22 protein-coding genes and 1 pseudogene are annotated in these 22903 nt (G+C 68.9%); 6 read left to right on the top strand and 17 right to left on the bottom strand.

The annotated features are described in order from the left end of the window. The first annotated feature begins 232 nt into the window (after window positions 1–232). Window positions 233–904, top strand: coding sequence for an endonuclease NucS (gene nucS, locus ACFWBQ_RS19095; protein ID WP_385490049.1), 672 nt, complete (start codon window positions 233–235; stop codon window positions 902–904). A 249-nt stretch (window positions 905–1153) separates the two neighbouring features. Here nucS and ACFWBQ_RS19090 read toward each other — a convergent pair whose 3' ends face one another. The 4 genes from ACFWBQ_RS19090 to ACFWBQ_RS19075 all read right to left on the bottom strand — a co-directional run bounded on the left by ACFWBQ_RS19090 (window position 1154) and on the right by ACFWBQ_RS19075 (window position 5665). After that, window positions 1154–3655: an ATP-binding protein gene (locus ACFWBQ_RS19090; protein WP_385490046.1), complete on the bottom strand. Its 2502-nt coding sequence runs from the start codon at window positions 3653–3655 to the stop codon at window positions 1154–1156. 216 nt (window positions 3656–3871) lie between these two features. After that, complete coding sequence (locus ACFWBQ_RS19085) at window positions 3872–4195, bottom strand: STAS domain-containing protein (protein ID WP_385490044.1); 324 nt, start codon at window positions 4193–4195, stop codon at window positions 3872–3874. A 243-nt stretch (window positions 4196–4438) separates the two neighbouring features. After that, a complete protein-coding gene (locus tag ACFWBQ_RS19080; RefSeq protein WP_385490040.1) occupies window positions 4439–5287 on the bottom strand; it encodes a 3-hydroxyacyl-CoA dehydrogenase family protein in 849 nt (282 codons plus the stop codon). A 132-nt stretch (window positions 5288–5419) separates the two neighbouring features. After that, window positions 5420–5665, bottom strand: coding sequence for a hypothetical protein (locus ACFWBQ_RS19075; RefSeq protein WP_385490037.1), 246 nt, complete (start codon window positions 5663–5665; stop codon window positions 5420–5422). 28 nt (window positions 5666–5693) lie between these two features. On the opposite strand from ACFWBQ_RS19075, the pseudogene ACFWBQ_RS19070 reads away from it, so the two are divergent. Together ACFWBQ_RS19070 and ACFWBQ_RS19065 are read left to right on the top strand one after the other, a co-directional pair. Continuing rightward, window positions 5694–6071: pseudogene (locus tag ACFWBQ_RS19070) on the top strand (ABC transporter permease); the annotation flags it as partial. 13 nt (window positions 6072–6084) lie between these two features. After that, a complete protein-coding gene (locus tag ACFWBQ_RS19065) occupies window positions 6085–6657 on the top strand; it encodes a cob(I)yrinic acid a,c-diamide adenosyltransferase (RefSeq protein WP_385490034.1) in 573 nt (190 codons plus the stop codon). On the opposite strand, the gene ACFWBQ_RS19060 is transcribed toward ACFWBQ_RS19065, so the two are convergent. Beyond that, window positions 6658–7215, bottom strand: coding sequence for a hypothetical protein (locus ACFWBQ_RS19060; RefSeq protein ID WP_385490032.1), 558 nt, complete (start codon window positions 7213–7215; stop codon window positions 6658–6660). A 151-nt stretch (window positions 7216–7366) separates the two neighbouring features. Between ACFWBQ_RS19060 and ACFWBQ_RS19055 the strand changes: the two genes are divergently transcribed. The 3 genes from ACFWBQ_RS19055 (at window position 7367) to ACFWBQ_RS19045 (ending at window position 11263) form a co-directional block, all read left to right on the top strand. After that, window positions 7367–8563, top strand: coding sequence for a sensor histidine kinase (locus tag ACFWBQ_RS19055; protein ID WP_385490029.1), 1197 nt, complete (start codon window positions 7367–7369; stop codon window positions 8561–8563). Continuing rightward, the gene (locus tag ACFWBQ_RS19050; RefSeq protein WP_385490027.1) at window positions 8560–9210 is read left to right on the top strand and encodes a response regulator; all 651 of its coding nucleotides are present in this window, start codon (window positions 8560–8562) and stop codon (window positions 9208–9210) included. Before ACFWBQ_RS19055 ends, ACFWBQ_RS19050 begins: the two co-directional genes overlap by 4 nt. Before the next feature lie 172 nt (window positions 9211–9382). After that, complete coding sequence (locus tag ACFWBQ_RS19045) at window positions 9383–11263, top strand: glycosyl hydrolase family 18 protein (protein ID WP_385490025.1); 1881 nt, start codon at window positions 9383–9385, stop codon at window positions 11261–11263. 97 nt (window positions 11264–11360) lie between these two features. Here the strand turns inward: ACFWBQ_RS19045 and ACFWBQ_RS19040 are convergent, their stop codons facing one another. The 12 genes from ACFWBQ_RS19040 to glyA form a co-directional block, all read right to left on the bottom strand. Beyond that, entirely contained in the window at window positions 11361–11807 is a 447-nt protein-coding gene (locus ACFWBQ_RS19040; protein ID WP_385490022.1) for a DUF2550 domain-containing protein, read from the bottom strand. Between the two features lie 142 nt (window positions 11808–11949). Next, complete coding sequence (locus ACFWBQ_RS19035; protein WP_385490019.1) at window positions 11950–12324, bottom strand: F0F1 ATP synthase subunit epsilon; 375 nt, start codon at window positions 12322–12324, stop codon at window positions 11950–11952. A gap of 109 nt (window positions 12325–12433) precedes the next feature. Beyond that, a complete protein-coding gene (atpD, locus tag ACFWBQ_RS19030; protein ID WP_385490016.1) occupies window positions 12434–13876 on the bottom strand; it encodes a F0F1 ATP synthase subunit beta in 1443 nt (480 codons plus the stop codon). Further along, window positions 13876–14793: a F0F1 ATP synthase subunit gamma gene (locus ACFWBQ_RS19025; protein WP_385490013.1), complete on the bottom strand. Its 918-nt coding sequence runs from the start codon at window positions 14791–14793 to the stop codon at window positions 13876–13878. Before ACFWBQ_RS19025 ends, atpD begins: the two co-directional genes overlap by 1 nt. Window positions 14794–14796: 3 nt before the next feature. Continuing rightward, window positions 14797–16368, bottom strand: a complete 1572-nt coding sequence (gene atpA / locus ACFWBQ_RS19020) for a F0F1 ATP synthase subunit alpha (protein WP_385490010.1) — start codon at window positions 16366–16368, stop codon at window positions 14797–14799. 143 nt (window positions 16369–16511) lie between these two features. Continuing rightward, complete coding sequence (locus ACFWBQ_RS19015; RefSeq protein ID WP_385490008.1) at window positions 16512–17327, bottom strand: F0F1 ATP synthase subunit delta; 816 nt, start codon at window positions 17325–17327, stop codon at window positions 16512–16514. Further along, complete coding sequence (locus ACFWBQ_RS19010; RefSeq protein ID WP_351165893.1) at window positions 17324–17869, bottom strand: F0F1 ATP synthase subunit B; 546 nt, start codon at window positions 17867–17869, stop codon at window positions 17324–17326. Before ACFWBQ_RS19010 ends, ACFWBQ_RS19015 begins: the two co-directional genes overlap by 4 nt. Before the next feature lie 37 nt (window positions 17870–17906). Further along, window positions 17907–18146: an ATP synthase subunit C gene (locus ACFWBQ_RS19005; protein WP_005311859.1), complete on the bottom strand. Its 240-nt coding sequence runs from the start codon at window positions 18144–18146 to the stop codon at window positions 17907–17909. A gap of 71 nt (window positions 18147–18217) precedes the next feature. Further along, window positions 18218–19039, bottom strand: a complete 822-nt coding sequence (atpB, locus tag ACFWBQ_RS19000) for a F0F1 ATP synthase subunit A (RefSeq protein ID WP_385490005.1) — start codon at window positions 19037–19039, stop codon at window positions 18218–18220. A 225-nt stretch (window positions 19040–19264) separates the two neighbouring features. Then, window positions 19265–19702, bottom strand: a complete 438-nt coding sequence (locus ACFWBQ_RS18995; protein ID WP_385490002.1) for a hypothetical protein — start codon at window positions 19700–19702, stop codon at window positions 19265–19267. A gap of 265 nt (window positions 19703–19967) precedes the next feature. Further along, the gene (locus tag ACFWBQ_RS18990) at window positions 19968–21377 is read right to left on the bottom strand and encodes an MraY family glycosyltransferase (protein ID WP_385490000.1); all 1410 of its coding nucleotides are present in this window, start codon (window positions 21375–21377) and stop codon (window positions 19968–19970) included. Between the two features lie 84 nt (window positions 21378–21461). Beyond that, on the bottom strand, window positions 21462–22742 hold the full coding sequence (glyA, locus tag ACFWBQ_RS18985) for a serine hydroxymethyltransferase (RefSeq protein WP_385489998.1): 1281 nt from the start codon (window positions 22740–22742) through the stop codon (window positions 21462–21464). Window positions 22743–22903: the final 161 nt, after the last annotated feature.

Here is a 22903-nt window from a genome sequence, read left to right as displayed (position 1 = left end):
CGGGGCCTTACGGGCAGGGAAGGAGGACGGCGACGCTGTGTGCACAGACGGCGACCTCCTGCTTCCACGTTAAGGGTGCAGTCCGGGCCGCACCAGGAGATTGGGAACACAACCGGCCAATAACGAACGGTCGCAAAGAGGGGCAAGCCAGAAGCGCGGCCGTCAAGGGGGGTGTCCGCTGCGGGGTAGGGGAATCGCGTGGACCGCCCGCAGTCGAGTAGCGTTGCCGACCATGCGTCTCGTCATCGCCCGTTGCTCCGTCGACTACGCGGGCCGGCTCACCGCCCACCTGCCCTCCGCCCCCCGTCTGATCCTGGTGAAGGCGGACGGCAGCGTCTCGATCCACGCCGACGACCGGGCCTACAAACCTCTCAACTGGATGTCCCCGCCGTGCACCCTGAAGGAGGGCGCCGACGACAGCGAAGGCGTCTGGACCGTGGTGAACAAAGCGGGCGAGAAACTGATCATCACGATGGAGGAAATCCTCCACGACTCGTCCCATGAGCTGGGTGTCGATCCAGGGCTCATCAAGGACGGTGTGGAAGCGCACCTCCAGGAACTCCTCGCCGACCGGATCGACACGCTCGGCGAGGGCTACACCCTGATCCGCCGCGAGTACCCGACCGCCATCGGTCCGGTCGACATCCTGTGCCGGGACGCGGACGGGAAGACCGTGGCCGTCGAGCTGAAGCGGCGGGGCGACATCGACGGCGTGGAGCAGCTGACCCGCTACCTGGAACTGCTCAACCGGGACCCTCACCTGGCCCCGGTCAGGGGTGTGTTCGCCGCCCAGGAGATCAAGCCGCAGGCCCGCGTGCTGGCGACGGACCGCGGGATCGGGTGTCTGGTCCTCGACTACAACGCGATGCGGGGCATCGAGGACGACAAGCTGCGGCTGTTCTGAGCCGTGCCGGTGTTCCCGGCCGCCGGACGGGCTTGAATTCCGGACCGTCCGGCGATAGCGATCTGGTGCACGACAGCGAGTGGATCAGCGAGCGACGTCCTGCGGCTCCGCATCCAAGGCGGAGGCGCAGGGCGCCCTGCGCCCGCTCGCTGTCGTGCACCACGTCGTAGGGGGCCCGGCCGACGGCCGGTGCGGGTGTCCTCGGCCGCCGGAAGGGCCCGAGTGTCCCGTCCGGCGGCTTTCTGGGTTTCACGCCACCGTCGGAGTGCCGTCGGATGTCCCCGCCGTGCTGGGCCCGGCGCTCGTTGCCGAGGCGGTCGTCGACTCTGCCGGTCCACTCGCCGAGTTGGATATTTCCGGCTCGGTCGGGGGCTCCTCCGTAGGAGTCGGGCTCGTGGAAGGCGTCGTCGGGCTCGTGGAGGGCGTCGGCGGCGGCGTGGTGGGCGCAGTGGTCGGCGACTTCGTCGGCTTACCCGTCGGCGAGGGGTTGCCTGACGTCGGCCGGCCGCTGGGACGGCCGCTCGACGTGGCGCCCGTCGTCGGGCCCGAGTCCGGACCCGATGCGCCCGGGGACGGGGTGCCGTTGCCGGACGGAGTTGCCCGGCCCGATGCTCCCGGGCTCTTGGCTCCGCCGGGTGTGGCGTCGCCGGAGGCCGTACCGTCCGTCGGCTCGTCCGCGGAGAGGCCGCTCTCGCTGTCGTCCTCGTTCGCGGACTGCTCGGTCGTGACGTTCTGGCCCTCGGGGTCCTCGCTGCCGGACGTCGCGCCCAGGGTCACCACCGTGCCGAGCACGGCGGCCAGCAGGGCACCCGCACCCACCGCGACCAGATTGCGCCGGGCGCCCTGGAGTACCGCGATACGCCCGCCGAACGATCCCTTGCCGGCCCCGGGAGCACTCTGCCGGGAGACCAGCGTGGACGACTCCTCTGCCTGCCGGGGGAACAGGGGCATGGCTGCCGGTATGCCACCGGGCGGCGATGCCGACTCCTCGTGGCGCGCGGCCGGCACCTCCTCGCCCGCGGGGGTGCGACCGATCTGCACCGGACCGCCGGAGCGGTCCGCGACCAGGGCGAGCGCCCTGCGTCCCGCCACCGCACCGGACTTGTCGGCGAGTGCGCCGCGCATGCCGACGGAGGCCTCCAGCTCTGCCCGGGCCCGGTCCAGATTGCCGGTGCACAGCGCGAGGACGCCCAACTCATGGTGGAAGTAGGCCTCTTCGGCCACCTCTCCGGCGATCCTGGCGGCCTCCTGGCCGACCCTGAGGGCCTTCTCCCAGGCGCCCCAATGCATCCCCGCCGCAAAGGCGGGAGAGGCGCTACGGGCCAGCAGAACAGCAGCGCTGGCCTGCCCGGCCCGGTCGCCCAGGACGAGGTGCGCCAGGGCGGCGAGGATGGCATCGGCCTCGGCGACCGCCCGCTCGGAGGTGACGGAGGGGTGCCCCGCCCACCAGGCGTAGTGCTGGGCGGCGGTCCGGGCGCGCACGTCCGCGTCCTCGCCGTAGCCGGTTGCCTCCAGCTGGGCCAGCACACCGGCGGCGAGCCGGTAGCGGGAGCCCGCCGGGGAGAGCAGCCCGCACGCGGCCAGCTCGCCCATCGCGGCATCGGCATGGGTGTCCCCCACCAGCGCCGGCAGATGCGCCTGGTGCGGGACCTCCCCGCCGAGTGCGACGGCGAAGTGCAGGGTGTCCTGCGCGGCCTCACTCAGCCGGGAGGCGAGCAGGGCGGCGGGCGCCGCACCTTCACCGAGGCTGGGCAGCGGTATCTCCTGGGCCTCGGACCGGCCGAAGGGCGCGTCGGCCGGCTCGTCGTCGTATCCGTCGGCGAATATCTCCGGGTCGGTGCGCAGCTGGTCGCGCTGGCGCAGCAGCGCGCCCGCCTGGACGAAACGCAGCGGCAGTCCTTCGGACTCGAACCAGAGGTCGCCCGCCCAGTTCGCCTCGTCATCGGTGAGCGGGCGCTCCACGACGCGCTCGAGCAGCTCGATCGAGGAGCTGCGGCCGAGTCCGGTGAGGAAGACCTCTTCGAGGTTCGAGTCGGCGGTGGGCGCGGCGACGTCGGGTGTCGTGCCGAACAGGAACGCGCACTCGGGCGTCGCGTCGAGCAGTTCCTGCAGCGCGGCGCCGCCGAACTCCAGGTCGTCGAGGACGACGACGGCGCCGATGCCGTGGACGAGAGCCAGGAGGCCCTCGCGGTCGGGCCGGTGCAGCGGAGCCTGGTGGACGGCTTCGAAGAGGTTGTACAGCAGGTCGGTGGTGGTGCGCTTGTATCCGGAGAGGTGTACGACCCCGTCGGGTGCCAGGTCCGCGCAGTCCGCGGCCACGGCGGTGAGCAGGGCCGTGCGGCCGGAACCGGCCGGGCCGGTCAGCCGCACCGAGCGCCCCCGTGCCAGCAGCCGCACCAGCCGCTCCCGCTCCTCCTGGCGTTCCAGGAGAGGCAGCTGCGGTCCGGGAGGCCCCGGCGGTACGGGCGGTGCGGTGGCTCGCTCGCGGTCGGCGCGCTCCGTGGCCGTGTGCCGTACGGGCGTGGCGGGCTGCTCCCCCGGCCTGCAGGGCTCGATCTCGCTGCCGTCGACCGGATTGACCGTGAGCAGGAAGTCGCCCGATATGAGCTGCACCGTGCGGGACTGCTGTGGTGTCTGGTGCGCGAAGTCGGGCGTCAGAGGATCGCGGGACTGCCGTCGCCGCGCGGCGTCCTCCCCGGAACGGTCGTGTTCACGGCCGTACTCTTCCGGCCCCCGGTTGGTCGGGTCCATCGTCAAAGCCCCCCAGACGCGTAGCGCGCGGTTGCCCCTCCCGGCCTCGCACGCCCCGCTGTCGTTTCCGGTCCGGTGTCTGCTCCATGGGTTCCGTCGATCAGCAGACGGCCGAACCCTAAACCTTCGCACAGTATCTACGAACGAGTGGGGGGCCGCGCCGCCCAAGACGTCACAGTCTCGTGAGGATTGTGACTGATCCGCCGCTCGGCCGCGTTATACGCGCGGCAGGGAGTCTGCGGCGATTCCGCCCTCGATGGCCAGAATGCGGTGCAGTCTGGTCGCCACCAGCAGGCGCTGCATCTGCGGCGGCACGCCGCGCAGCACCAGCCGCCGGCCTGCCCGGCCGGCTCTGCGGTGCGCGCCCATGATGACGCCGAGTCCTGTGGCGTCCCACGAGTCCAGCTCGGTCAGGTCCAGCACGAGGTCGCCGGCTCCGTCGTCGACGGCCGAGTGCAGAACCGTACGGGCGTCCGCCGCGCTTCGGACATCGAGGCGGCCCCCGATGACCAGCTCGGCGTGGTCGCCCCTGATGTACATATGCGCTCCCCGGAAGTACTCCGTAGCAAGGTCGGTCGGTCTGGTTTTCTCGTCTGCTTCTGTCACCACTGACTGCCGCAGCGACGGAGAAGTTGCCGTCTGTAAGCGAACCGATACCGAATTCACCCTGAGGGGTGACAGCGGTCCGCCGGAAAAGCCCGCTCCGGATCCCGGACAGCGCCGGGCCCCGGAGCTCCCGGGCCTGATTGACGGCAGATCAGGCATCCGGGGGCCTCGAAACGATCAGTAGGTGTAGAAGCCCTGCCCACTCTTGCGGCCGATGTCACCTGCATCGACCATTCGGCGCATCAGCTCCGGAGCGGCGAACTTCTCGTCCTGCGACTCGGTGTAGATGTTGCCGGTGGCGTGCAGCAGGATGTCGACGCCGGTCAGGTCGGCCGTGGCGAGCGGGCCCATGGCGTGGCCGAAGCCCAGCTTGCAGGCGATGTCGATGTCCTCGGCCGAGGCGACGCCCGACTCGTACAGCTTGGCGGCCTCGACGACGAGTGCCGAGATCAGCCGGGTGGTGACGAAGCCCGCGACGTCACGGTTGACCACGATGCACGTCTTGCCGACGGACTCGGCGAACTCCCGAGCGGTGGCGAGGGTTTCGTCGCTGGTCTTGTAGCCGCGCACCAGCTCGCAGAGCTGCATCATGGGCACCGGCGAGAAGAAGTGCACACCGACGACGCGCTCGGGCCGCTCCGTCACGGCCGCGATCTTGGTGATCGGGATGGCGGAGGTGTTGGAGGCGAGGACGGCGTCCTCCCGTACGACCTTGTCCAGTGCCCGGAAGATCTCGTGCTTGACCTCGAGCTTCTCGAAGACGGCCTCGACGACGACATCGGCGTCCGCCACCGCGTCGAGGTCGGTGCTCGTGGTGATGCGGGCGAGTGCCGCCTCGGCGTCGGCCGCCTCCAGCTTGCCCTTGGAGACGAACCTGTCGTAGCTGGCCTCGATGCCGTCGCGGCCGCGGGTCAGGGCCGCGTCGGTGACATCACGCAGCACGACGTCCCAGCCCGCCTGGGCGGAGACCTGCGCGATACCGGACCCCATGAGTCCGGCGCCGATGACGGCGAGCTTCCTGGCCACGTTCGCACCCCTATGCATTCAGCAACGGTTCTTCCACATGCTCTCCGGCGGAGATTAGTACCCGTGAGGGGCGCTGGGGCTGCGAAGAGATGCGCGTCACGTCTCACATGACGGACATCACACCGGCGGAGGTCATTCGGCGGCGCGCCGCGCGTAGTTGAGTACGCCCGCGCCGAGCAGCCCCTCGATGTCGTCGAGGACGGCACGCGCGTCCCCGGAGACGTCGACGGCCTTGCGGCCGGCCCTCATCTCCTTGCTGATGAATCCGACGACGGCGCTCTCGATCCAGGCGATCTGGCCACCGACGAGCAGCGGCATCGGGTCCTCGGCGGCTGTGCCCGTCTCCTCGCAAAGAGGCGTGACGACGGCGTCGAGCACCTCCTGCTGGAGGTACCGGAGGCGGGCCTTGAGCGTGGGCGCACCGCTGCCCGGGGTGCTGATCGAATTCGCGTTCGTCGGCCTGCCGACCGTCTCGCCGGCCTCGCTGTCGTACGCCCTGGCCATGAAGGTCCGTACGCCGCAGGAATCCGGGCCCGTGATCAACACGCTCACGATGCCGGCCATGCTGCTCTCCGGGCTGATGCGGCCGATGACACCGGCCCCGGCGTGGCGGGACGTTCTGTCGCACCTCACGCCGCTCCGGTATCCGGTGGACGCTGTGCGGGACGCGTACGGGGGCTCGTACGCCACGGCGCACATGCTGTACGGGGTGCCGGTGTCGCTCGGCTTCACCCTCCTGGCCGTGACGGTCGGCACACGGGTCTTCCGCAAGGCCGGAGCGTAACTAGTCTGGCCGCATGGTCAATCTGACGCGCATCTACACCCGTACCGGCGACCAGGGCACCACCGCCCTCGGCGACATGAGCCGGACCGCCAAGACCGATCTGCGGATCTCGGCGTACGCCGACGCCAACGAGGCCAATGCCGCCATCGGCACGGCGATCGCGCTCGGGCAGCTCTCCGAGGACGTCGTGAAGGTCCTCGTCCGCGTCCAGAACGACCTGTTCGACGTGGGCGCGGATCTGAGCACGCCGGTCGTGGAGGACCCCAAGTACCCGCCGCTGCGGGTCGAGCAGTCCTACATCGACAAGCTCGAAGGGGACTGCGACACATTCCTGGAGGACCTGGAGAAGCTGCGCAGCTTCATCCTGCCGGGCGGTACTGCGGGAGCGGCGCTCCTGCACCAGGCGTGCACGGTGGTCCGGCGGGCCGAGCGGTCCACCTGGGCGGCGATGGAGGTGCACGGCGATGTGATGAACGCGCTGACGGCGACGTACCTCAACCGCCTCTCCGACCTCCTGTTCATCCTCGCGCGGACGGCGAACCAGGAGGTCGGGGACGTGCTGTGGGTGCCGGGCGGCGAGCGCTGATCAGCGACCCGCCCCGACCCGGCCCTTGGGCTCCTGCTTGGGGAACAGCGTGTAACCCCCGGCGATGATCAGGTTGATCCCGATCACCCAGAGCATCTTCTGCTGCCACATCCGCAGCGAGCCGGAGTCACCGTCCCCGCCCACGTACCAGACCGCCGCCTGCAGCAGCGCCGTGGCCGTCACCGCGGCGACGATCCAGCGGGCGGCGGTGCGCCACTCGTGGGCCGCCCGCGCCATCCCGTACTTCGGGGGCTTCACCGGCGGCGGACCGCCCGCGAAGCGGTGGGCGACCCTGGCGTCGACCCACTGGATGGTGGAGTGGCCGAGTCCCACGGTGAAGCCGATGTAGACGGCGGCCAGGCCGTGCTTCACGCCCGGCTCGGCGCCGTTCTTCAGGTCGATGGCCGTCACCACCAGCAGAACGACCTCCAGCAGGGGCTCGCACAGCAGCACGGCCGCGCCCAGCCGGGGCTTCTTCGCGACGTAGCGCAGTCCGAGTCCGGCGGCGAGCAGCACCCAGAAGCCGGCCTCGCAGAGCACGATCAGTGTGACGATCACGGCACTTCTCCTTCCGGTCCCCTCCAGCCTCCCGTCCGCAGGGCACCGGATCGTCGTCGGCAGTGACGAATCGTGACTGCATAGTTCGATGTAGCCGCACCTCACCCCTCGAACGGACGTCCGGCGCCGCCCCGGCGTGTTGGATGGACGGGTGTCCACCTTTGTGCGCCCGCACCGTCACGACGTACTGATCGCGGTCATCGGGCTGTCCGGTGGTCTGGTGCTCTGGCTGGCAGGCCTGCACCCCCAAGGCGGCCGGCTCCTCACCGCGCACTGGACGGCTCTCGTGCCGCTCGCGTCGATGGCCGGGATGGAACTGCTGCGGCGGACCGCACCGCAGACCGCGCTGGTCCTCGGCACGCTCACACTGGTCGCCGATCAGTGCACGACAGGCAGCCTGGCCACCACGCTGATGTTCACCGACATCATGTACGCCGCCGTGGTGTACGGAACCCCGGCCGCCGCACGCCGGATCCCGGTGACCACGTTCCTGATCACGGTCGCCGTCACGATCGGCTTCCTCGCCTGGTTCCGCACCGCCGAGGCGCTGCTGATCGGCATCGTCACCGGACTGGTCTCGTTCGCCCCCGCCATCACCGGCGTCAGCGTCCGCAACCACCGCGACGCGGCCGAGACCGCCCGGCTGCGCGCCGACCAGACCGCGCTCCTGGCCGAGATGGACCGGGTCCAGGCGGTGACCGCCGAGCGTTCCCGAATGGCCCGCGAACTGCACGACATGGTCGCCAACCATCTCTCGGCGATCGCCATCCACTCCACCGCCGCGCTCTCCATCGACGACCCGGACACCTCACGCAACGCCCTCGGAGTGATCCGGCAGAACAGCGTCGACGGCCTGGCGGAGATGCGGCGGCTGATCGGACTGCTGCGCGACAGCGGCGGTGACGCCCGGCCGAGCGCGGCACCGACCCTGGCGTCCCTGGACGCCCTCGTCGAACAGGCGGGGGCGAACTCGTCGTCCAGCGGACTGACCGTCACGCTCGCCGACGCCCGCGAGCAGCCGGAACCGCTGCCCGCACCGGTCGAGCTGGCCGCGTACCGCATCGTCCAGGAGTCCCTGACGAACGCGCTGAAGCATGCCGCACCGGGCCCGGTGGCGGTCGGGCTCGGCCGGTCGGGCAACCTGCTGACGGTGGAGGTCAGCAGTGTGTTCGGCAGCCGGCCGGGACCGCGTGCGCCCGGTTCGGGTGCCGGCCTCGTGGGAATGCGGGAGCGGGTTGCCCTGCTCGGCGGGACGATCGAGGCGGGGCCCGTATCCGCGGAGGACGGCACGAAGATCTGGCAGGTGCGGGCCGAACTGCCCGTCGAGAAAGAGGTGTTGGGACGATGACGATCCGGGTACTGGTCGCCGAGGACCAGGCGGCGGTCCGCGCGGGGCTGGTGCTGATCCTGGGCAGCGCAGCGGACATCGAGGTCGTGGGCGAGGCCGGCGACGGCGAGAGTGCCGTGTACCTGGCCCGCGAACTGCGCCCGGATCTCGTGCTGATGGACATCCAGATGCCCCGGCTCGACGGGGTGTCGGCGACCAAGCAGGTCGTTGCGGAGCAGCTCGCCGACGTACTGGTGCTGACGACCTTCGATCTGGACGAGTACGTCTTCGGGGCGCTGCGGGCGGGCGCGTCGGGCTTCCTGCTGAAGAACACCGACGCACACGACCTGCTCGATGCGGTTCGTACGGTGGCACGCGGCGAGGGACTGATCGCGCCGGCCGTGACGCGACGGCTGATCGCGGAGTTCGCCGTGACCGCCCCCGCGCGCCGGGTGGGCGCACCGGATCCGGCGGTGCTCGATGCGCTGACACCGCGGGAGCGCGAAGTGCTGGGCGCTCTCGGTGAAGGGCTGTCGAACGCGGAGATCGCGGTGCGGCTCTCGATGGCAGAGGCAACGGCGAAGACGCACGTCAGCAGGCTGTTGGGGAAGCTGGAGCTACGGAGCAGGGTCCAAGCTGCGGTACTCGCACAGGAGTTGGATCTTTGAGGTTGAGCGCGGATCTTTGGTCTGGACCTCTTGACGATTGGTCCAGACCTTCCTAATCTCACCGAACACGCACGCTGCGATGAGTACGCCATGACAAGGCGCTCTCAGGGCGACGCAGGGTTTGCAGTCCACGGACCACCCCCGTTTGTCGGACCTCACCCGAGGAGCACCGTTGAGCACTGAAACCCCCCTACGCCGATCCAGACTCAGATGGAGACTCGGAGCCGGCGGAGCCACCAGATCGAAGGCGGTCGCGGGCTTCACCGCGCTGCTTCTGCCGCTCGCCGCGATGGTCGGGCTGGCCTCCCCCGCCGAAGCCGCCACATCGGCAACCGCCACCTACGTCAAGAAGACCGACTGGGGCACCGGTTTCGAGGGCCAGTGGACGGTGAAGAACACCGGCACCACCGCCCTTTCCTCCTGGACGATCGAGTGGGACTTCCCCTCCGGCACCGCGGTCGGCTCCGCCTGGGACGCCGCCGTCACCAGCTCCGGAACCCACTGGACCGCCAAGAACCTCGGCTGGAACGGAACCGTAGCTCCGGGCGCCAGCATCAGCTTCGGCTTCAACGGCACCGGCACCGGCTCCCCCACCGGCTGCAAGCTGAACGGCGGCTCCTGTGACGGCGGCAGCGTCCCCGGCGACAATGCCCCGTCCAAGCCCGGCACCCCCACCGCCGGCAACGTCACCGACACCTCGGTGAAGCTCACCTGGAGCGCAGCCACCGACGACAACGGCATCAAGAACTACGACGTCCTGCGCGACGGTGCCAAGGTCGCCACGGTCACCACGACGACGTACACCGACACCGGCCTCACCAAGGGCACCGATTACTCCTACACGGTGCAGGCCCGCGACACCGCCGACCAGACCGGTCCGGTCAGCTCCTCGGTGGCCGTCCGCACCACCGGCACCACCGACCCGGGCCCCGGCCCCGGTGGCAAGGTCAACCTCGGCTACTTCACGGAGTGGGGCGTCTACGGGCGCAACTACCACGTCAAGAACCTGGTGACGTCCGGCTCCGCCGCCAAGATCACGCACATCAACTACGCGTTCGGCAACGTCCAGAACGGCAAGTGCACCATCGGTGACACCTACGCCGACTACGACAAGGCGTACACGGCCGACCAGTCGGTCGACGGAGTCGCCGACACCTGGGACCAGCCGCTGCGCGGCAACTTCAACCAGCTGCGCAAGCTCAAGGCGAAGTACCCGCACATCAAGGTCCTCTGGTCGTTCGGCGGCTGGACCTGGTCCGGCGGGTTCCCACAGGCTGCCCAGAACCCCGCAGCCTTCGCCCAGTCCTGCTACGACCTGGTCGAGGACCCCCGCTGGGCCGATGTCTTCGACGGCATCGACATCGACTGGGAGTACCCCAACGGCTGCGGTCTCACCTGTGACACCAGCGGCCCGGCGGCACTGAAGAACGTCGCCTCCGCACTGCGGACGAAGTTCGGCGCCAACAACCTGGTCACCGCCGCGATCACCGCGGACGGCTCGAACGGCGGCAAGATCGACGCGGCCGACTACGCCGGCGCGGCCCAGTCCATGAACTGGTACAACGTGATGACGTACGACTTCTTCGGCGCCTTCGCACCGGCGGGCCCGACGGCACCGCACTCGCCGCTGACCTCGTACTCCGGCATCCCGCAGGAGGGCTTCAACTCCGCCGCCGCCATCGCCAAGCTGAAGGCCCAGGGCGTCCCGGCCTCGAAGCTGCTCCTCGGCATCGGCTTCTACGGCCGCGGCTGGACCGGTGTCACCCAGTCCGCCCCCGGCGGCACTGCGACCGGCGCGGCCCCGGGCACCTACGAGGCGGGCATTGAGGACTACAAGGTCCTCAAGAACACCTGCCCCTCCACCGGCACCGTCGCCGGCACCGCGTACGCCCACTGCGGCACCAACTGGTGGAGCTACGACACCCCGGCCACCATCGCGTCCAAGATGGCGTGGGCGAACGGCCAGGGGCTGGGAGGCGCGTTCTTCTGGGAGTTCAGTGGTGACACCGCCAACGGCGAGCTCGTGAGCGCCATGGACGGCGGTCTCAACTAGATCCCCACGCTGTAGGCACGCCCCCGCAAAAAGCGCCGGGGAGACAGGTCCGCCCCCTGTCTCCCCGGTTTTCGCATGTACTGCGCAGATACGCTTCTCAGGCCACGTTGACCCGCTGGCCGGGCGGAGCCGCCTCCAGCCAGGCGAGGAAGCCCGTCAGCGCGTCCTCGCTCATCGCCAGCTCCAGGCGGGTCCCCCGGTGGAGACAGCCGAGTACGACGGAATCGGACAGGAGAGCCAGCTCCTCCTCGCCCTCGGGCAGCCGGCGCGCGACCACCTCGATCGAGGAGCGCTCCAGGCCGCGGCGCGGACGGGGCGCATAGGAGAAGACGCGGAACCAGTCGACGCGGTCACCGCTGTAGCGCGCGACGCCGTACACCCAGCCCTTGCCGGACGGATCCGGCTCCTGCGACACGTCCCAGCGCAGACTGCAGTCGAAGGTCCCACCGGAGCGCTGGATCAGCCGCCTGCGCAGACCGAAGACGAACAGACCCACCGCGACCAGTACGACGACCAGACCGCCCACCCACAAAGCGAGGACCATCTCCACCGACCTCCTCGCATCGTCGAGTAACGGATACCGAACCGAGCCGAACCGAACTGCACCTGCATCGCCTCAGCCGCGACACGGTCTGGATAATTCCAGCTCGGGCCGCGGCTGAGTCAAAAAACACATCGTGGGGGTGCTAGTGCACCGCCACCGCACGCAGTCGCACATCGGCGCGCCGCTCGGCGGCGGCGTCCGTGTCCGACTTCGCACGCTCCAGCGCACGCTCGGCGCGCTGGACGTCGATCTCGTCCGCAAGCTCGGCAATCTCCGCAAGCAGCGAGAGCTTGTCGTCAGCGAACGAGATGAAACCGCCGTGCACAGCGGCGACAACCGTCGCGCCGTCGCTCGTACGGATCGTCACCGGGCCCGATTCCAGCACACCCAGAAGCGGCTGGTGACCGGGCATGACGCCGATGTCGCCGGACGTGGTACGTGCGACAACGAGGGTGGCCTCGCCGGACCAGACACTGCGGTCCGCGGCGACCAGCTCGACATGCAGCTCAGCAGCCAAGGGTGGCTCCTCGGGTCACCACCCGGCGGTCATGCCGGGTGTTGGGTCAATTCTACGGGGCGTGGTGAGGGGGGCGGGACACACCCACCCCCCTCGGTGAGCCGGAGGCTCAGGAGACGCCGAGCTCCTTGGCGTTGGCCTTGAGGTCCTCGATGCCACCGCACATGAAGAACGCCTGCTCGGGGAAGTGGTCGTACTCACCGTCGCAGATCGAGTTGAACGCGGCGATCGACTCGTCGAGCGGCACGTCCGAACCGTCCAGGCCGGTGAACTGCTTGGCGGCGTGGGTGTTCTGCGACAGGAAGCGCTCGACGCGACGGGCACGGTGGACAACGAGCTTGTCCTCCTCGCCCAGCTCGTCGATACCGAGGATCGCGATGATGTCCTGGAGGTCCTTGTACTTCTGCAGGATCCCCTTGACGCGGCTGGCCGTGTCGTAGTGGTCCTGCGCGATGTAGCGCGGGTCCAGGATGCGGGACGTGGAGTCCAGCGGGTCCACGGCCGGGTAGATGCCCTTCTCGGAGATCGGACGGGAAAGAACCGTCGTCGCGTCGAGGTGGGCGAACGTGGTGGCCGGGGCCGGGTCGGTCAGGTCGTCCGCGGGGACGTAGATCGCCTGCATCGAGGTGATCGAGTGACCACGCGTCGAGGTGATGCGCTCCTGGAGCACACCCATCTCGTCGGCCAGGGTCGGCTGGTAACCCACTGCGGACGGCATACGGCCGAGCAGCGTGGAGACCTCGGAACCGGCCTGCGTGAAGCGGAAGATGTTGTCGATGAAGAGCAGCACATCCTGCTTCTGCACATCGCGGAAGTACTCCGCCATGGTCAGGGCGGACAGTGCGACCCGCAGACGGGTGCCCGGCGGCTCGTCCATCTGGCCGAAGACCAGCGCGGTCTTCTCCAGGACGCCCGACTCGGTCATCTCGTCGATGAGGTCGTTGCCCTCACGGGTGCGCTCGCCGACACCGGCGAACACCGACACACCGTCGTGCAGCTTCGCCACACGCATGATCATTTCCTGGATGAGGACCGTCTTGCCGACGCCCGCACCACCGAACAGACCGATCTTGCCGCCCTTGACGTACGGGGTCAGCAGGTCGACGACCTTCAGGCCGGTCTCGAACATCTCGGTCTTGGACTCGAGCTGGTCGAAGGCCGGGGCCTTGCGGTGGATCGGCCAGCGCTCGGTGATCTGCGCCTCGGCCTCCGGCTCGTTCAGGATCTGACCGAGGGTGTTGAACACCTTGCCCTTGGTGATGTCACCGACCGGGACGGTGATACCCGCACCCGTGTTGGTCACCGCGGCCTGGCGGACCAGACCGTCGGTGGGCTGCATCGAGATCGCGCGGACCACGCCGTCACCCAGGTGCTGGGCGACTTCGAGGGTCAGCGTCTTACGAGCGCCGGCCTCGGCCGGGTCGTCGACCTCGACGTGCAGGGCGTTGTAGATCTCCGGCATCGCGTCGACGGGGAACTCCACGTCGACGACCGGGCCGATGACCCGGGCGACGCGGCCCGTGGCAGCGGCCGTCTCAACTGTCGTCGTCATTACTTGTCACTCCCCGCGGACGCGTCGGCCAGCGCACCTGCACCGCCGACGATCTCGCTGATTTCCTGGGTGATTTCGGCCTGGCGGGCCGCGTTGGCAAGCCGGGAAAGGCTCTTGATCAGATCCCCGGCGTTGTCGGTCGCCGACTTCATCGCACGACGGCGGGCGGCGTGCTCGGAAGCAGCAGCCTGCAGCAGTGCGTTGTAGATGCGGCTCTCGACGTAGCGCGGCAGAAGGGCGTCGAGGACGTCCTCGGCCGACGGCTCGAAGTCGAACAGCGGAAGGATCTCGTCCTTCGCACCGCTCTCCTCCGCGACCTGGTCGAGCGAGAGCGGCAGCATCCGGCCGTCGACCGCGTTCTGCGTCATCATCGACACGAACTCGGTGTAGACGATGTGCAGCTCGTCGACGCCGCCCTCGGCCGTGTCCTTCTGGATGGACTCGATCAGGGGCGCCGCGATCTTCTTGGCGTCCGCGTACTCCGGGCTGTCGGTGAAGCCGGTCCACGACTCCGCGACCTTGCGCTCACGGAAGCCGTAGTAGGCGACACCCTTGCGGCCGACGATGTACGTGTCGACCTCCTTGCCCTCGGCCGCCAGCCGCTCCCGCAGCCGCTCCGCCGCCTTGATGGCGTTGGAGGAGTAGCCGCCGGCCAGACCGCGGTCGCTCGTGAGGAGCAGAACCGCGGCCCGCACCGGGGCGTCGGCCTCGGTGGTGAGCGGGTGCCTGGTGTTCGAGCCGGTCGCCACCGCGGTCACCGCACGGGTGAGCTCGGTCGCGTACGGCATCGACGCCGTCACCTTGCGCTGCGCCTTGACGATGCGCGAGGCGGCGATCATTTCCATCGCCTTGGTGATCTTCTTGGTCGCGGTGACGGCTTGGATGCGGCGCTTGTAAACGCGAAGCTGAGCGCCCATCGATCAGCCCTCGCCCAGAAGCTTGCCGTCCGAGGTCTCGAACTGCTGCTTGAAGGCGGCGATCGCGTCAGCGATCGACTGCAGCGTGTCGTCGGACATCTTGCCGCCCTCGGCGATGCTGGTCAGGAGGTCCTTGCGCTCACGGCGCAGGTACTCCAGCAGCTCGCCCTCGAAGCGGCGGATGTCCTCGACCGGGACGTCGTCCATCTTGCCCGTGGTGCCGGCCCAGACGGAGACGACCTGCTCCTCCATCGGGAACGGGGCGTACTGCGGCTGCTTCAGCAGCTCGACCATGCGCTTACCGCGCTCCAGCGACGCCTTGGAGGCCGCGTCCAGGTCGGAACCGAAGGCGGCGAACGCCTCCAGCTCGCGGTACTGGGCGAGGTCCACGCGCAGACGGCCGGAAACCTGCTTCATGGCCTTGTGCTGGGCGGAGCCACCGACTCGGGAGACCGAGATACCGACGTTGAGTGCCGGACGCTGACCCGCGTTGAACAGGTCGGACTCCAGGAAGCACTGGCCGTCGGTGATGGAGATGACGTTGGTCGGAATGAACGCCGACACGTCGTTCGCCTTGGTCTCGACGATCGGGAGACCCGTCATCGAACCGGCGCCCATGTCGTCGGAGAGCTTGGCGCAGCGCTCCAGCAGACGCGAGTGCAGGTAGAAGACGTCGCCCGGGTAGGCCTCGCGGCCCGGCGGACGGCGCAGCAGAAGCGACACGGCGCGGTAGGCGTCGGCCTGCTTCGAAAGGTCGTCGAAGATGATCAGAACGTGCTTGCCGGCGTACATCCAGTGCTGGCCGATGGCCGAACCGGTGTACGGCGCCAGGTACTTGAAGCCGGCCGGGTCGGACGCCGGGGCGGCGACGATGGTCGTGTACTCGAGCGCGCCGGCCTCTTCCAGGGCACCTCGCACGGAGGCGATGGTGGAGCCCTTCTGACCGATGGCGACGTAGATGCAGCGCACCTGCTTGTTCACGTCGCCCGAGCGCCAGTTGTCGCGCTGGTTGATGATCGTGTCGACAGCCAGAGCGGTCTTACCCGTCTGACGGTCACCAATGATCAGCTGACGCTGGCCGCGGCCGATCGGCACCATGGCGTCGACGGCCTTGTAGCCGGTCTGCATCGGCTCGTGCACCGACTTGCGGACCATGACGCCAGGGGCCTGCAGCTCGAGGGCGCGGCGTCCTTCGGTCGCGATCTCGCCGAGACCGTCGATCGGGTTGCCGAGCGGGTCGACGACACGGCCGAGGTAGCCCTCGCCGACGCCGACGGAGAGCACCTCACCGGTGCGCTGCACCGGCTGGCCCTCCTCGATTCCGCTGAACTCGCCGAGGACGATCGCACCGATCTCGCGCTCTTCGAGGTTGAGGGCGAGACCGAGGGTTCCGTCCTCGAACTTCAGCAGTTCGTTCGCCATGGCGGAGGGCAGGCCCTCCACCTTCGCGATGCCGTCGCCGGCAACGCTGACCGTTCCGACCTCCTCGCGCGAGGCCGCGTCCGGCTGGTACGACTGGACAAAGTTCTCCAGTGCGTCCCGGATCTCCTCCGGCCGGATCGTGAGCTCCGCCATCTGGGTTCCCTGCTCTCCTTGTTGGGCCCGAAGTTTCTTAAGGGGGTCTGGGGGCGACCCCCAGGAATCTTCTGCAATTTCTGCACGGCCCAACCGGGCCGCTGTTCTTGCTCGTTCAGTTGGTGCGGTTGCGCTGCTCGCTGTCAGCCGGCCATCCGGCGGGTGGCCTCTTCGAGGCGCTCCGCGATCGTGCCGTTGATGACCTCGTCACCGACGCGCACCGAGATCCCGCCGAGGACCGCGGGGTCCACGTCCAGGTTCAGGTGCATCTGCCGGCCGTAGATCTTCGCCAGGGCGGCGCCGAGGCGCTGCTTCTGCCGATCGGACAGCGGCACCGCCGAGGTGACGACAGCGACGATGCGGTCCCGGCGCTCCGCGGCGAGCTTGGACAGGGAGTCGAGTCCCGCTTCCAGGCTACGTCCACGGGGCTGGGTCACGAGACGCGTGACGACGCGCTCGGTGACGGGCTGCGCCTTGCCGCCGAGCAGGCTGCGGAGCAGCTCGCCCTTGGCGGCGGTGGACGCGGTCCGGTTGGTCAGGGCGGAACGCAGTCCCTTGTCGGAACCGACGATCCGGCCGAACCGGAACAGCTCGTCCTCGACGTCGTCGAGTGCACCGCTGCGCTGGGCGGCGGTGAGGTCTGCAGTGTTCGCCAGTTCCTCGACCGAGTCGACCAGGTCACGCGACTGCGACCAGCGGGAGCGGACCATGCCGGAGATCAGGTCCACGGCTTCGCCGCCCACCTGACCGCTCAGCAGCCGTCCGGCCAGCTCGGCCTTGGCCTCGCCGCCCTGCGACGGGTCGGTGAGGACCCGGCGCAGCGATACCTCGCGGTGGAGCAGCGCGGTGACGGCTGCCAGCTCCTCGGCGAGCTTCGCCGCGTCGACCGACGTGTTGTCGGTCAGTGCGTCGAGACGCTCACGTGCGGCAGCCAGTGCCTCGCGGCTCGCTCCGTTCATCGGACAGCCTCGGCCTTCGCCTCGAGCTCGTCGAGGAAACGGTCGACGGTGCCGCTCTGTCGGGCGTGGTCCTCGAGGGACTCGCCGACGAGCTTGCCGGCCAGGGCGGTGGCGAGTGTGCCCACGTCCTGACGCAGCGCGGAAGCCGCAGCCTTGCGGTCGGCCTCGATCTGGGCGTGGCCGGCGGCGATGATCTCTTCGCGCTGCCGCTGACCTTCCGTCCTCATCTCCTGGATGATGACGGCACCCTGCTCCTGCGCCTCCTGGCGCAGTCGGGCGGCCTCGTGGCGGGCCTCGGCGAGCTGAGCCTTGTACTGCTCAAGAACGCTCTGGGCCTCGGTCTGGGCCGCATCGGCCTTTTCGATACCGCCTTCGATGGCCTCGCGGCGCTCGTCCAGAACCTTGTTGATGTTCGGGAGGAGCTTCTTGGCGAGGAAGCCGAAGACGATGAGGAAGGCGATGAGGCCGATGACGAGCTCTGGAACCGGCGGGATGAGGGGGTTTTCCAACTCCTCAGCCGCGACCGTAATCAGCTGGCTCACATCAGTGCCTTTCGTCTCGGTTCGTCAGACCTGAAGATCAGGAGCCGTAGACGAACGGCATGACCAGACCGATGAGGGCGAGCGCCTCACAGAAGGCGAAGCCGAGGATCTGGTTGGCGCGGATGAGGCCGGCGGCCTCGGGCTGGCGGGCGAGGGCCTGCGTGCCGTTACCGAAGATGATGCCGACGCCGACGCCGGGACCGATGGCGGCGAGGCCGTAACCGATGGAGCCGAGAGCCTTCAGGTCGCCAGTGACAGCGGCGAGGGTCTGGGACATGCCAGTCTTCCTTCTCTTTCAAGGACCGATGGGGGTTGGCCACCGGACGAATAAGGGTCGGTGCGCGGTGCTCAGTGGTGCTTGGCGAGCGCGCCCTGGATGAAGGTGCAGGTCAGGAGTACGAAGACGTACGCCTGCAGCGCCTGGACGAAGAGCTCGAACGCGGTCATGACGATGACCATGACGAACGAGACGCCTGCGTACGCGATACCGATGCCGTTGAGCAGGTACCAGCTGGCGATCGTGAACAGCAGCAGCAGCGTGTGGCCTGCGAACATGTTCGCGAAGAGTCGGACCGCGTGGGTGAACGGCCGCACCAGCAGGTTCGAGAAGAACTCGATGGTCATGGCGAGCGGCAGCACCGGGCCGAGCGACTTGTCGTAGCCGGTGATGTTCTTGAACCCGCCGACGAACCCGTGCCGCTTGAAGGTCAGGCTGACCCAGAGCACGTACACGAGCAGGGCCAGCACGATCGGGTACGCGATGATCGACGTCACGGGGAACTGGGCGACCGGAATGATCGACCAGAGGTTCATCATCCAGACGAAGAAGAACAGCGACACGACCAGCGGGACGTACTTCTCGCCCTCGCGCTTGCCGATGGTCTCGTAGACGATGCCGCGACGGATGAAGTCGTAGCCCATCTCCGCGACCGACTGCAGCTTGCCGGGGACCATCTTGGGCTTCCGGAACGCCGCCCAGAAGAAACCGACGATGATGATCGAGCCGAGGAGCGCCAGCAGCATCGGCTTGTTGAAGTACAAGTTGCTGTCCGGGTCACCCCACAGCGGCTCGAACAGGAACGAGTGCAAGCCGGGTGCCGGGAAACCACAACCGTCGAAGATGTGGCAATCGGTCTCGAAGGCGAGCACCTGTGTCGGGTCAGCACTCACCGCGGGCTCCTTCAGCGTGGCGCATAGGTACGGCAACCTCGATGTGTCGGCGCGGCGCACGGCCGCGGTTCGGCACTGGACTGGTGTTACGAATGTGTGAGCGGCAGTCAGGCATTGAGCCTCGCGATCGAGCAGGCGTCAGCTCACATGCCCGCGCCCGCAGTGCCGCAGTTGAAACCGGACGATAGCAGGGTCCGGAGAGCGCCTTTATTCCGCCCCTACCCTTCACGTCGACGGCCCCGTCTTCTTGGGCTTGTCACCCTTGCTGGACTCGGGTTCGACGTAGAGGATCTTGGCCTTCATGTGCGCACGCGCCTGTGCGCCGATCCACACGAGAGTCGTCGCAACCAGCGTGATCGCGAAGGCCTTCGGGTTGAACAGCGAGGTGTCCTTGAACACGGCGACAAAAATGAACAGCAGCAGGAGCTGTGCCGTATACAGCATCAGCCCCATCGCCTGGAACAAGTGCGGGAGGGACTTCGCGGTCCGCTGCAGGACCAGCAGCCCGATCCCCATGAAGAGGATCACCACCAGCGTCGCAACGACCGCGCCCAGAGCTCCTTTGCCACCGGCGACGCCAGCACTGACCGCGGCGGCAACAGCGCCGGCGGCAGCGGTGGGTACGGCGGCCTGGAGGAGGGTCCGGACGTCGTTGGACGGCATGGCGGCAACTCCGCTTGTGCAGGGGGTGGGCAGTGGTGTCGTCATGGACGAGCGTAGGCCCGGTTCGAGTCGATGCCTCGGGCCAATGGACCGTCTCACAAGGGTCCTTCGGCTCCGTCACCGGGCTTAGTGAACGGTATCACAAACTATTTGATGAGGTCTTTACCTGGAAAGTGTGCCAACTGTCACACATGAGAGTTAGTCCGCGCGTGTGTGCAGGACAACACGGCACATTGCCTGGTAATGAGCCTCGGCGTCCGAATCGTCAACGCGGTGAATCGGCGCGGTCGCGATCCTTGAAGCGCGAACGGGGGCCGATCGCGGTCGCGCCGTTGACGCCGGAGACACCCACGGCCACGGGGGCCTGTTCCGGGGTCCCGGAGGCCATCTGCGAGCCCGTGGGGCCCTGTTGATCCTTGGGGGCGTCCCCGGAAGCCTCCGAAGCCTTCGCGGAAACGACGTCCGAGCCCGGCTCCTCCGCCTCGTCACCGCCGCGGCGCCGGTAGCGCGGCGGCACGAAGGCCTCCGCCCAGAGAGGAGCGCGGGGGGTGAAGCGCGGCATGAGCAGCAGCACCAGACCCACGGCGCTGAGACCCACGATCACCAGAACGATCCACAGCGACGCCGAGTGCACGGAGTAGCCGACCGCCCCGAACGCGATCAGCGCGGACCAGAAGTACATGATCAGCACGGACCTGCTGTGCGAGTGCCCGATCTCCAGCAGCCGGTGGTGCAGATGCCCGCGGTCGGCCGCGAACGGTGACTGCCCGTTCCAGGTGCGCCGCACGATCGCGAGCACCAGGTCGGCGGCCGGGATCGCGATGATCGTCAGCGGCAGCAGCAGCGGGATGAAGACGGGCAGCATCGCGTGGGTCGCCTGCCGCTCGCTGCCTTCGAGGAAGAGCTTCATGACATCCGGGTCGACCTGCCCGGTGACGGAGATCGCACCCGCGGCCAGCACCAGACCGATCAGCATCGACCCCGAGTCGCCCATGAAGATCCGGGCAGGGTGCATGTTGTGCGGCAGGAAGCCCAGGCACATGCCCATCAGGATCGCGGCGAAGAGCGTCGCGGGGGCGGCCGCCTCGATTCCGTACCCGTACCAGAGGCGGTAGGTGTACAGGAAGAACGCCGCGGACGCGATGCACACCATGCCGGCCGCGAGGCCGTCCAGGCCGTCGACGAAGTTGACCGCGTTGATGGTGATCACGACCAGCGCGACCGTGAGCAGCGTGCCCTGCCACTGGGTGAGGGCGACTGTGCCGACGCCGGGGATGGGCAGCCACAGGATCGTCAGACCCTGGATGACCATGACCGCTGCGGCGATCATCTGTCCGCCGAGCTTGATCAGCGCGTCGATCTCGAACTTGTCGTCCAGGACGCCGATCAGCCAGATCAGGGCGGCGCCGGACAGCAGCGCACGTGGTTCGTTGGAAAGCTCGAAGACACCGTTCAGATTGAACAGATGGTCCGCGACGATCAGTCCCGCGCACAGTCCGCCGAACATGGCGATGCCACCGAGCCGCGGTGTCGGTTCTCGGTGTACGTCACGCGCACGGATCGCGGGCATCGCCCCGACCGCGATGGCGAACTTCCGCACCGGCCCGGTCAGCAGATAGGTAACTGCGGCCGTGACACAGAGCGTCAGCAGGTAATCACGCACGGGCTGCCCCACAGAATTCGCCGACCATCTCAGCCCCACACCCTAGTCTCATGAACAAGGACTCCACGGTACGGGTGATGGTTGCACAGGCATCACCTACCCCGGATACGGCGGATTCCGCTCCGCGAGCCCGCGCACCTCGGCCCGCAGCCGGTCGGCGTCGGCCCCGTCCCGTACCGCCGCACCGAACAGTGCGGCGATCCGCGCCATGTCGGATTCGTCCATGCCCTGGGTGGTGACGGCCGCGGTGCCGAGCCGGATCCCGCGGGCGTCCCCGTACGGCAGGGCGCAGGTGTCGAGCACCATGCCCGCCGCGACGAGCCGTTCGCGGGCGGTGCGGCCGTCGACACCCAGCGGGCCGGGGTCGGCGACGACGATATGCGTGTCCGTGCCGCCCGTGGTGATCTCGAAGCCCTCGGCCTCCAGTCCGGCCGCGAGCATCCGCGCATGGGCGACCACCTGGTGGGCGTAGAGCGCGAAGGCCGGGGTGGCCGCCTCCCCGAACGCGACGGCCTTGGCCGCGACGGTGTGCATCTGGGCGCCGCCCTGGGTGAACGGGAAGACCGCGCGGTCGATCCGCTCGGCCAGATCCGCACCGCACAGGATCATGCCGCCGCGGGGCCCGCGCAGCACCTTGTGCGTGGTGGCGCACACCACGTCCGCGTACGGGACGGGGCTGGGCGCCGCTCCCCCGGCGATCAGGCCCATCGGGTGGGCGGCGTCGGCGATCAGATACGCACCCACCTCGTCGGCGATCTCCCGGAAAACCTCGTAGTCGGGGTGCCGCGGGTAGGAGATGGAGCCGCAGACGATCGCCTTGGGGCGGCGGGCTCGGGCCAGGGCGCGCACCTGTGCGTAGTCGATCAGTCCGCTGTCGGGGTCGACGCCGTAGCCGGTGAAGTCGAACCAGCGGCCGGAGAAGTTGCCGGGGGCGCCGTGGGTGAGGTGCCCGCCGTACGGGAGTCCCATGGCCAGCACCGCGTCGCCGGGCCGCAGCAGCGCCGCGTAGGCGGCCAGAACGGCCGAGGAGCCGGAGTGGGGCTGCACGTTGGCGTGCTCGGCGCCGAAGAGCGACATGGCCCGTCTGACCGCGATGCGCTCGGCCTCGTCGGCCTGTTCGCAGCCGCCGTGGTGGCGGGCGCCCGGGTAGCCCTCCGCGTACTTGTTGGCGAGCGGGGAGCCGAGGGCGGCGAGGACCGCGGGCGAGGTGAAGTTCTCGGCGGCGATGAGCTGCAGCGTGCTCGACTGGCGGTGGACCTCCCCCAGCAGGATGCCGGCGATCTCCGGATCCTGGCGGGCCAGGGCGCCGAAGTCCTGCGGCAGCGCGGTGTCGGACGGGGACACGGCTGCGGGTGCGGCTGGAGTGGTGACCGGCATCTGACGGCTCCGGGCCTGGGGAGGGGGCGCTGGCTTCAGATCCAATGTAGGCCCGCTCCGGGCCCCTTGCCCGCCGCCGTGCGGCCCCGTACGCCGGTCGGGCGCACTCGGGCCCCGGGGGTGCCCGTCGGTACGGGTTCGCATTCACCCGTCAGCGCCGT

Origin of the sequence: Streptomyces sp. NPDC060035 (assembly GCF_042736635.1) — a bacterium.
Lineage (GTDB): Bacteria > Actinomycetota > Actinomycetes > Streptomycetales > Streptomycetaceae > Streptomyces.
The sequence above is the reverse complement of the archived record's forward strand: the minus strand, read 5'-3'. Positions and strand labels throughout refer to the sequence as shown.

Coding starts and splice junctions, on each gene's coding strand:
- nucS (WP_385490049.1), top strand. CDS start 233: ATGCGTCTCGTCATCGCCCGTTGCTCCGTCGACTACGCGGGCCGGCTC.
- ACFWBQ_RS19090 (WP_385490046.1), bottom strand. CDS start 3,655: ATGGACCCGACCAACCGGGGGCCGGAAGAGTACGGCCGTGAACACGAC.
- ACFWBQ_RS19085 (WP_385490044.1), bottom strand. CDS start 4,195: ATGTACATCAGGGGCGACCACGCCGAGCTGGTCATCGGGGGCCGCCTC.
- ACFWBQ_RS19065 (WP_385490034.1), top strand. CDS start 6,085: ATGGTCAATCTGACGCGCATCTACACCCGTACCGGCGACCAGGGCACC.
- ACFWBQ_RS19050 (WP_385490027.1), top strand. CDS start 8,560: ATGACGATCCGGGTACTGGTCGCCGAGGACCAGGCGGCGGTCCGCGCG.
- ACFWBQ_RS19040 (WP_385490022.1), bottom strand. CDS start 11,807: ATGGTCCTCGCTTTGTGGGTGGGCGGTCTGGTCGTCGTACTGGTCGCG.
- atpD (WP_385490016.1), bottom strand. CDS start 13,876: ATGACGACGACAGTTGAGACGGCCGCTGCCACGGGCCGCGTCGCCCGG.
- ACFWBQ_RS19025 (WP_385490013.1), bottom strand. CDS start 14,793: ATGGGCGCTCAGCTTCGCGTTTACAAGCGCCGCATCCAAGCCGTCACC.
- atpA (WP_385490010.1), bottom strand. CDS start 16,368: ATGGCGGAGCTCACGATCCGGCCGGAGGAGATCCGGGACGCACTGGAG.
- ACFWBQ_RS19015 (WP_385490008.1), bottom strand. CDS start 17,327: ATGAACGGAGCGAGCCGCGAGGCACTGGCTGCCGCACGTGAGCGTCTC.
- ACFWBQ_RS19005 (WP_005311859.1), bottom strand. CDS start 18,146: ATGTCCCAGACCCTCGCCGCTGTCACTGGCGACCTGAAGGCTCTCGGC.
- ACFWBQ_RS18995 (WP_385490002.1), bottom strand. CDS start 19,702: ATGCCGTCCAACGACGTCCGGACCCTCCTCCAGGCCGCCGTACCCACC.
- glyA (WP_385489998.1), bottom strand. CDS start 22,742: ATGCCGGTCACCACTCCAGCCGCACCCGCAGCCGTGTCCCCGTCCGAC.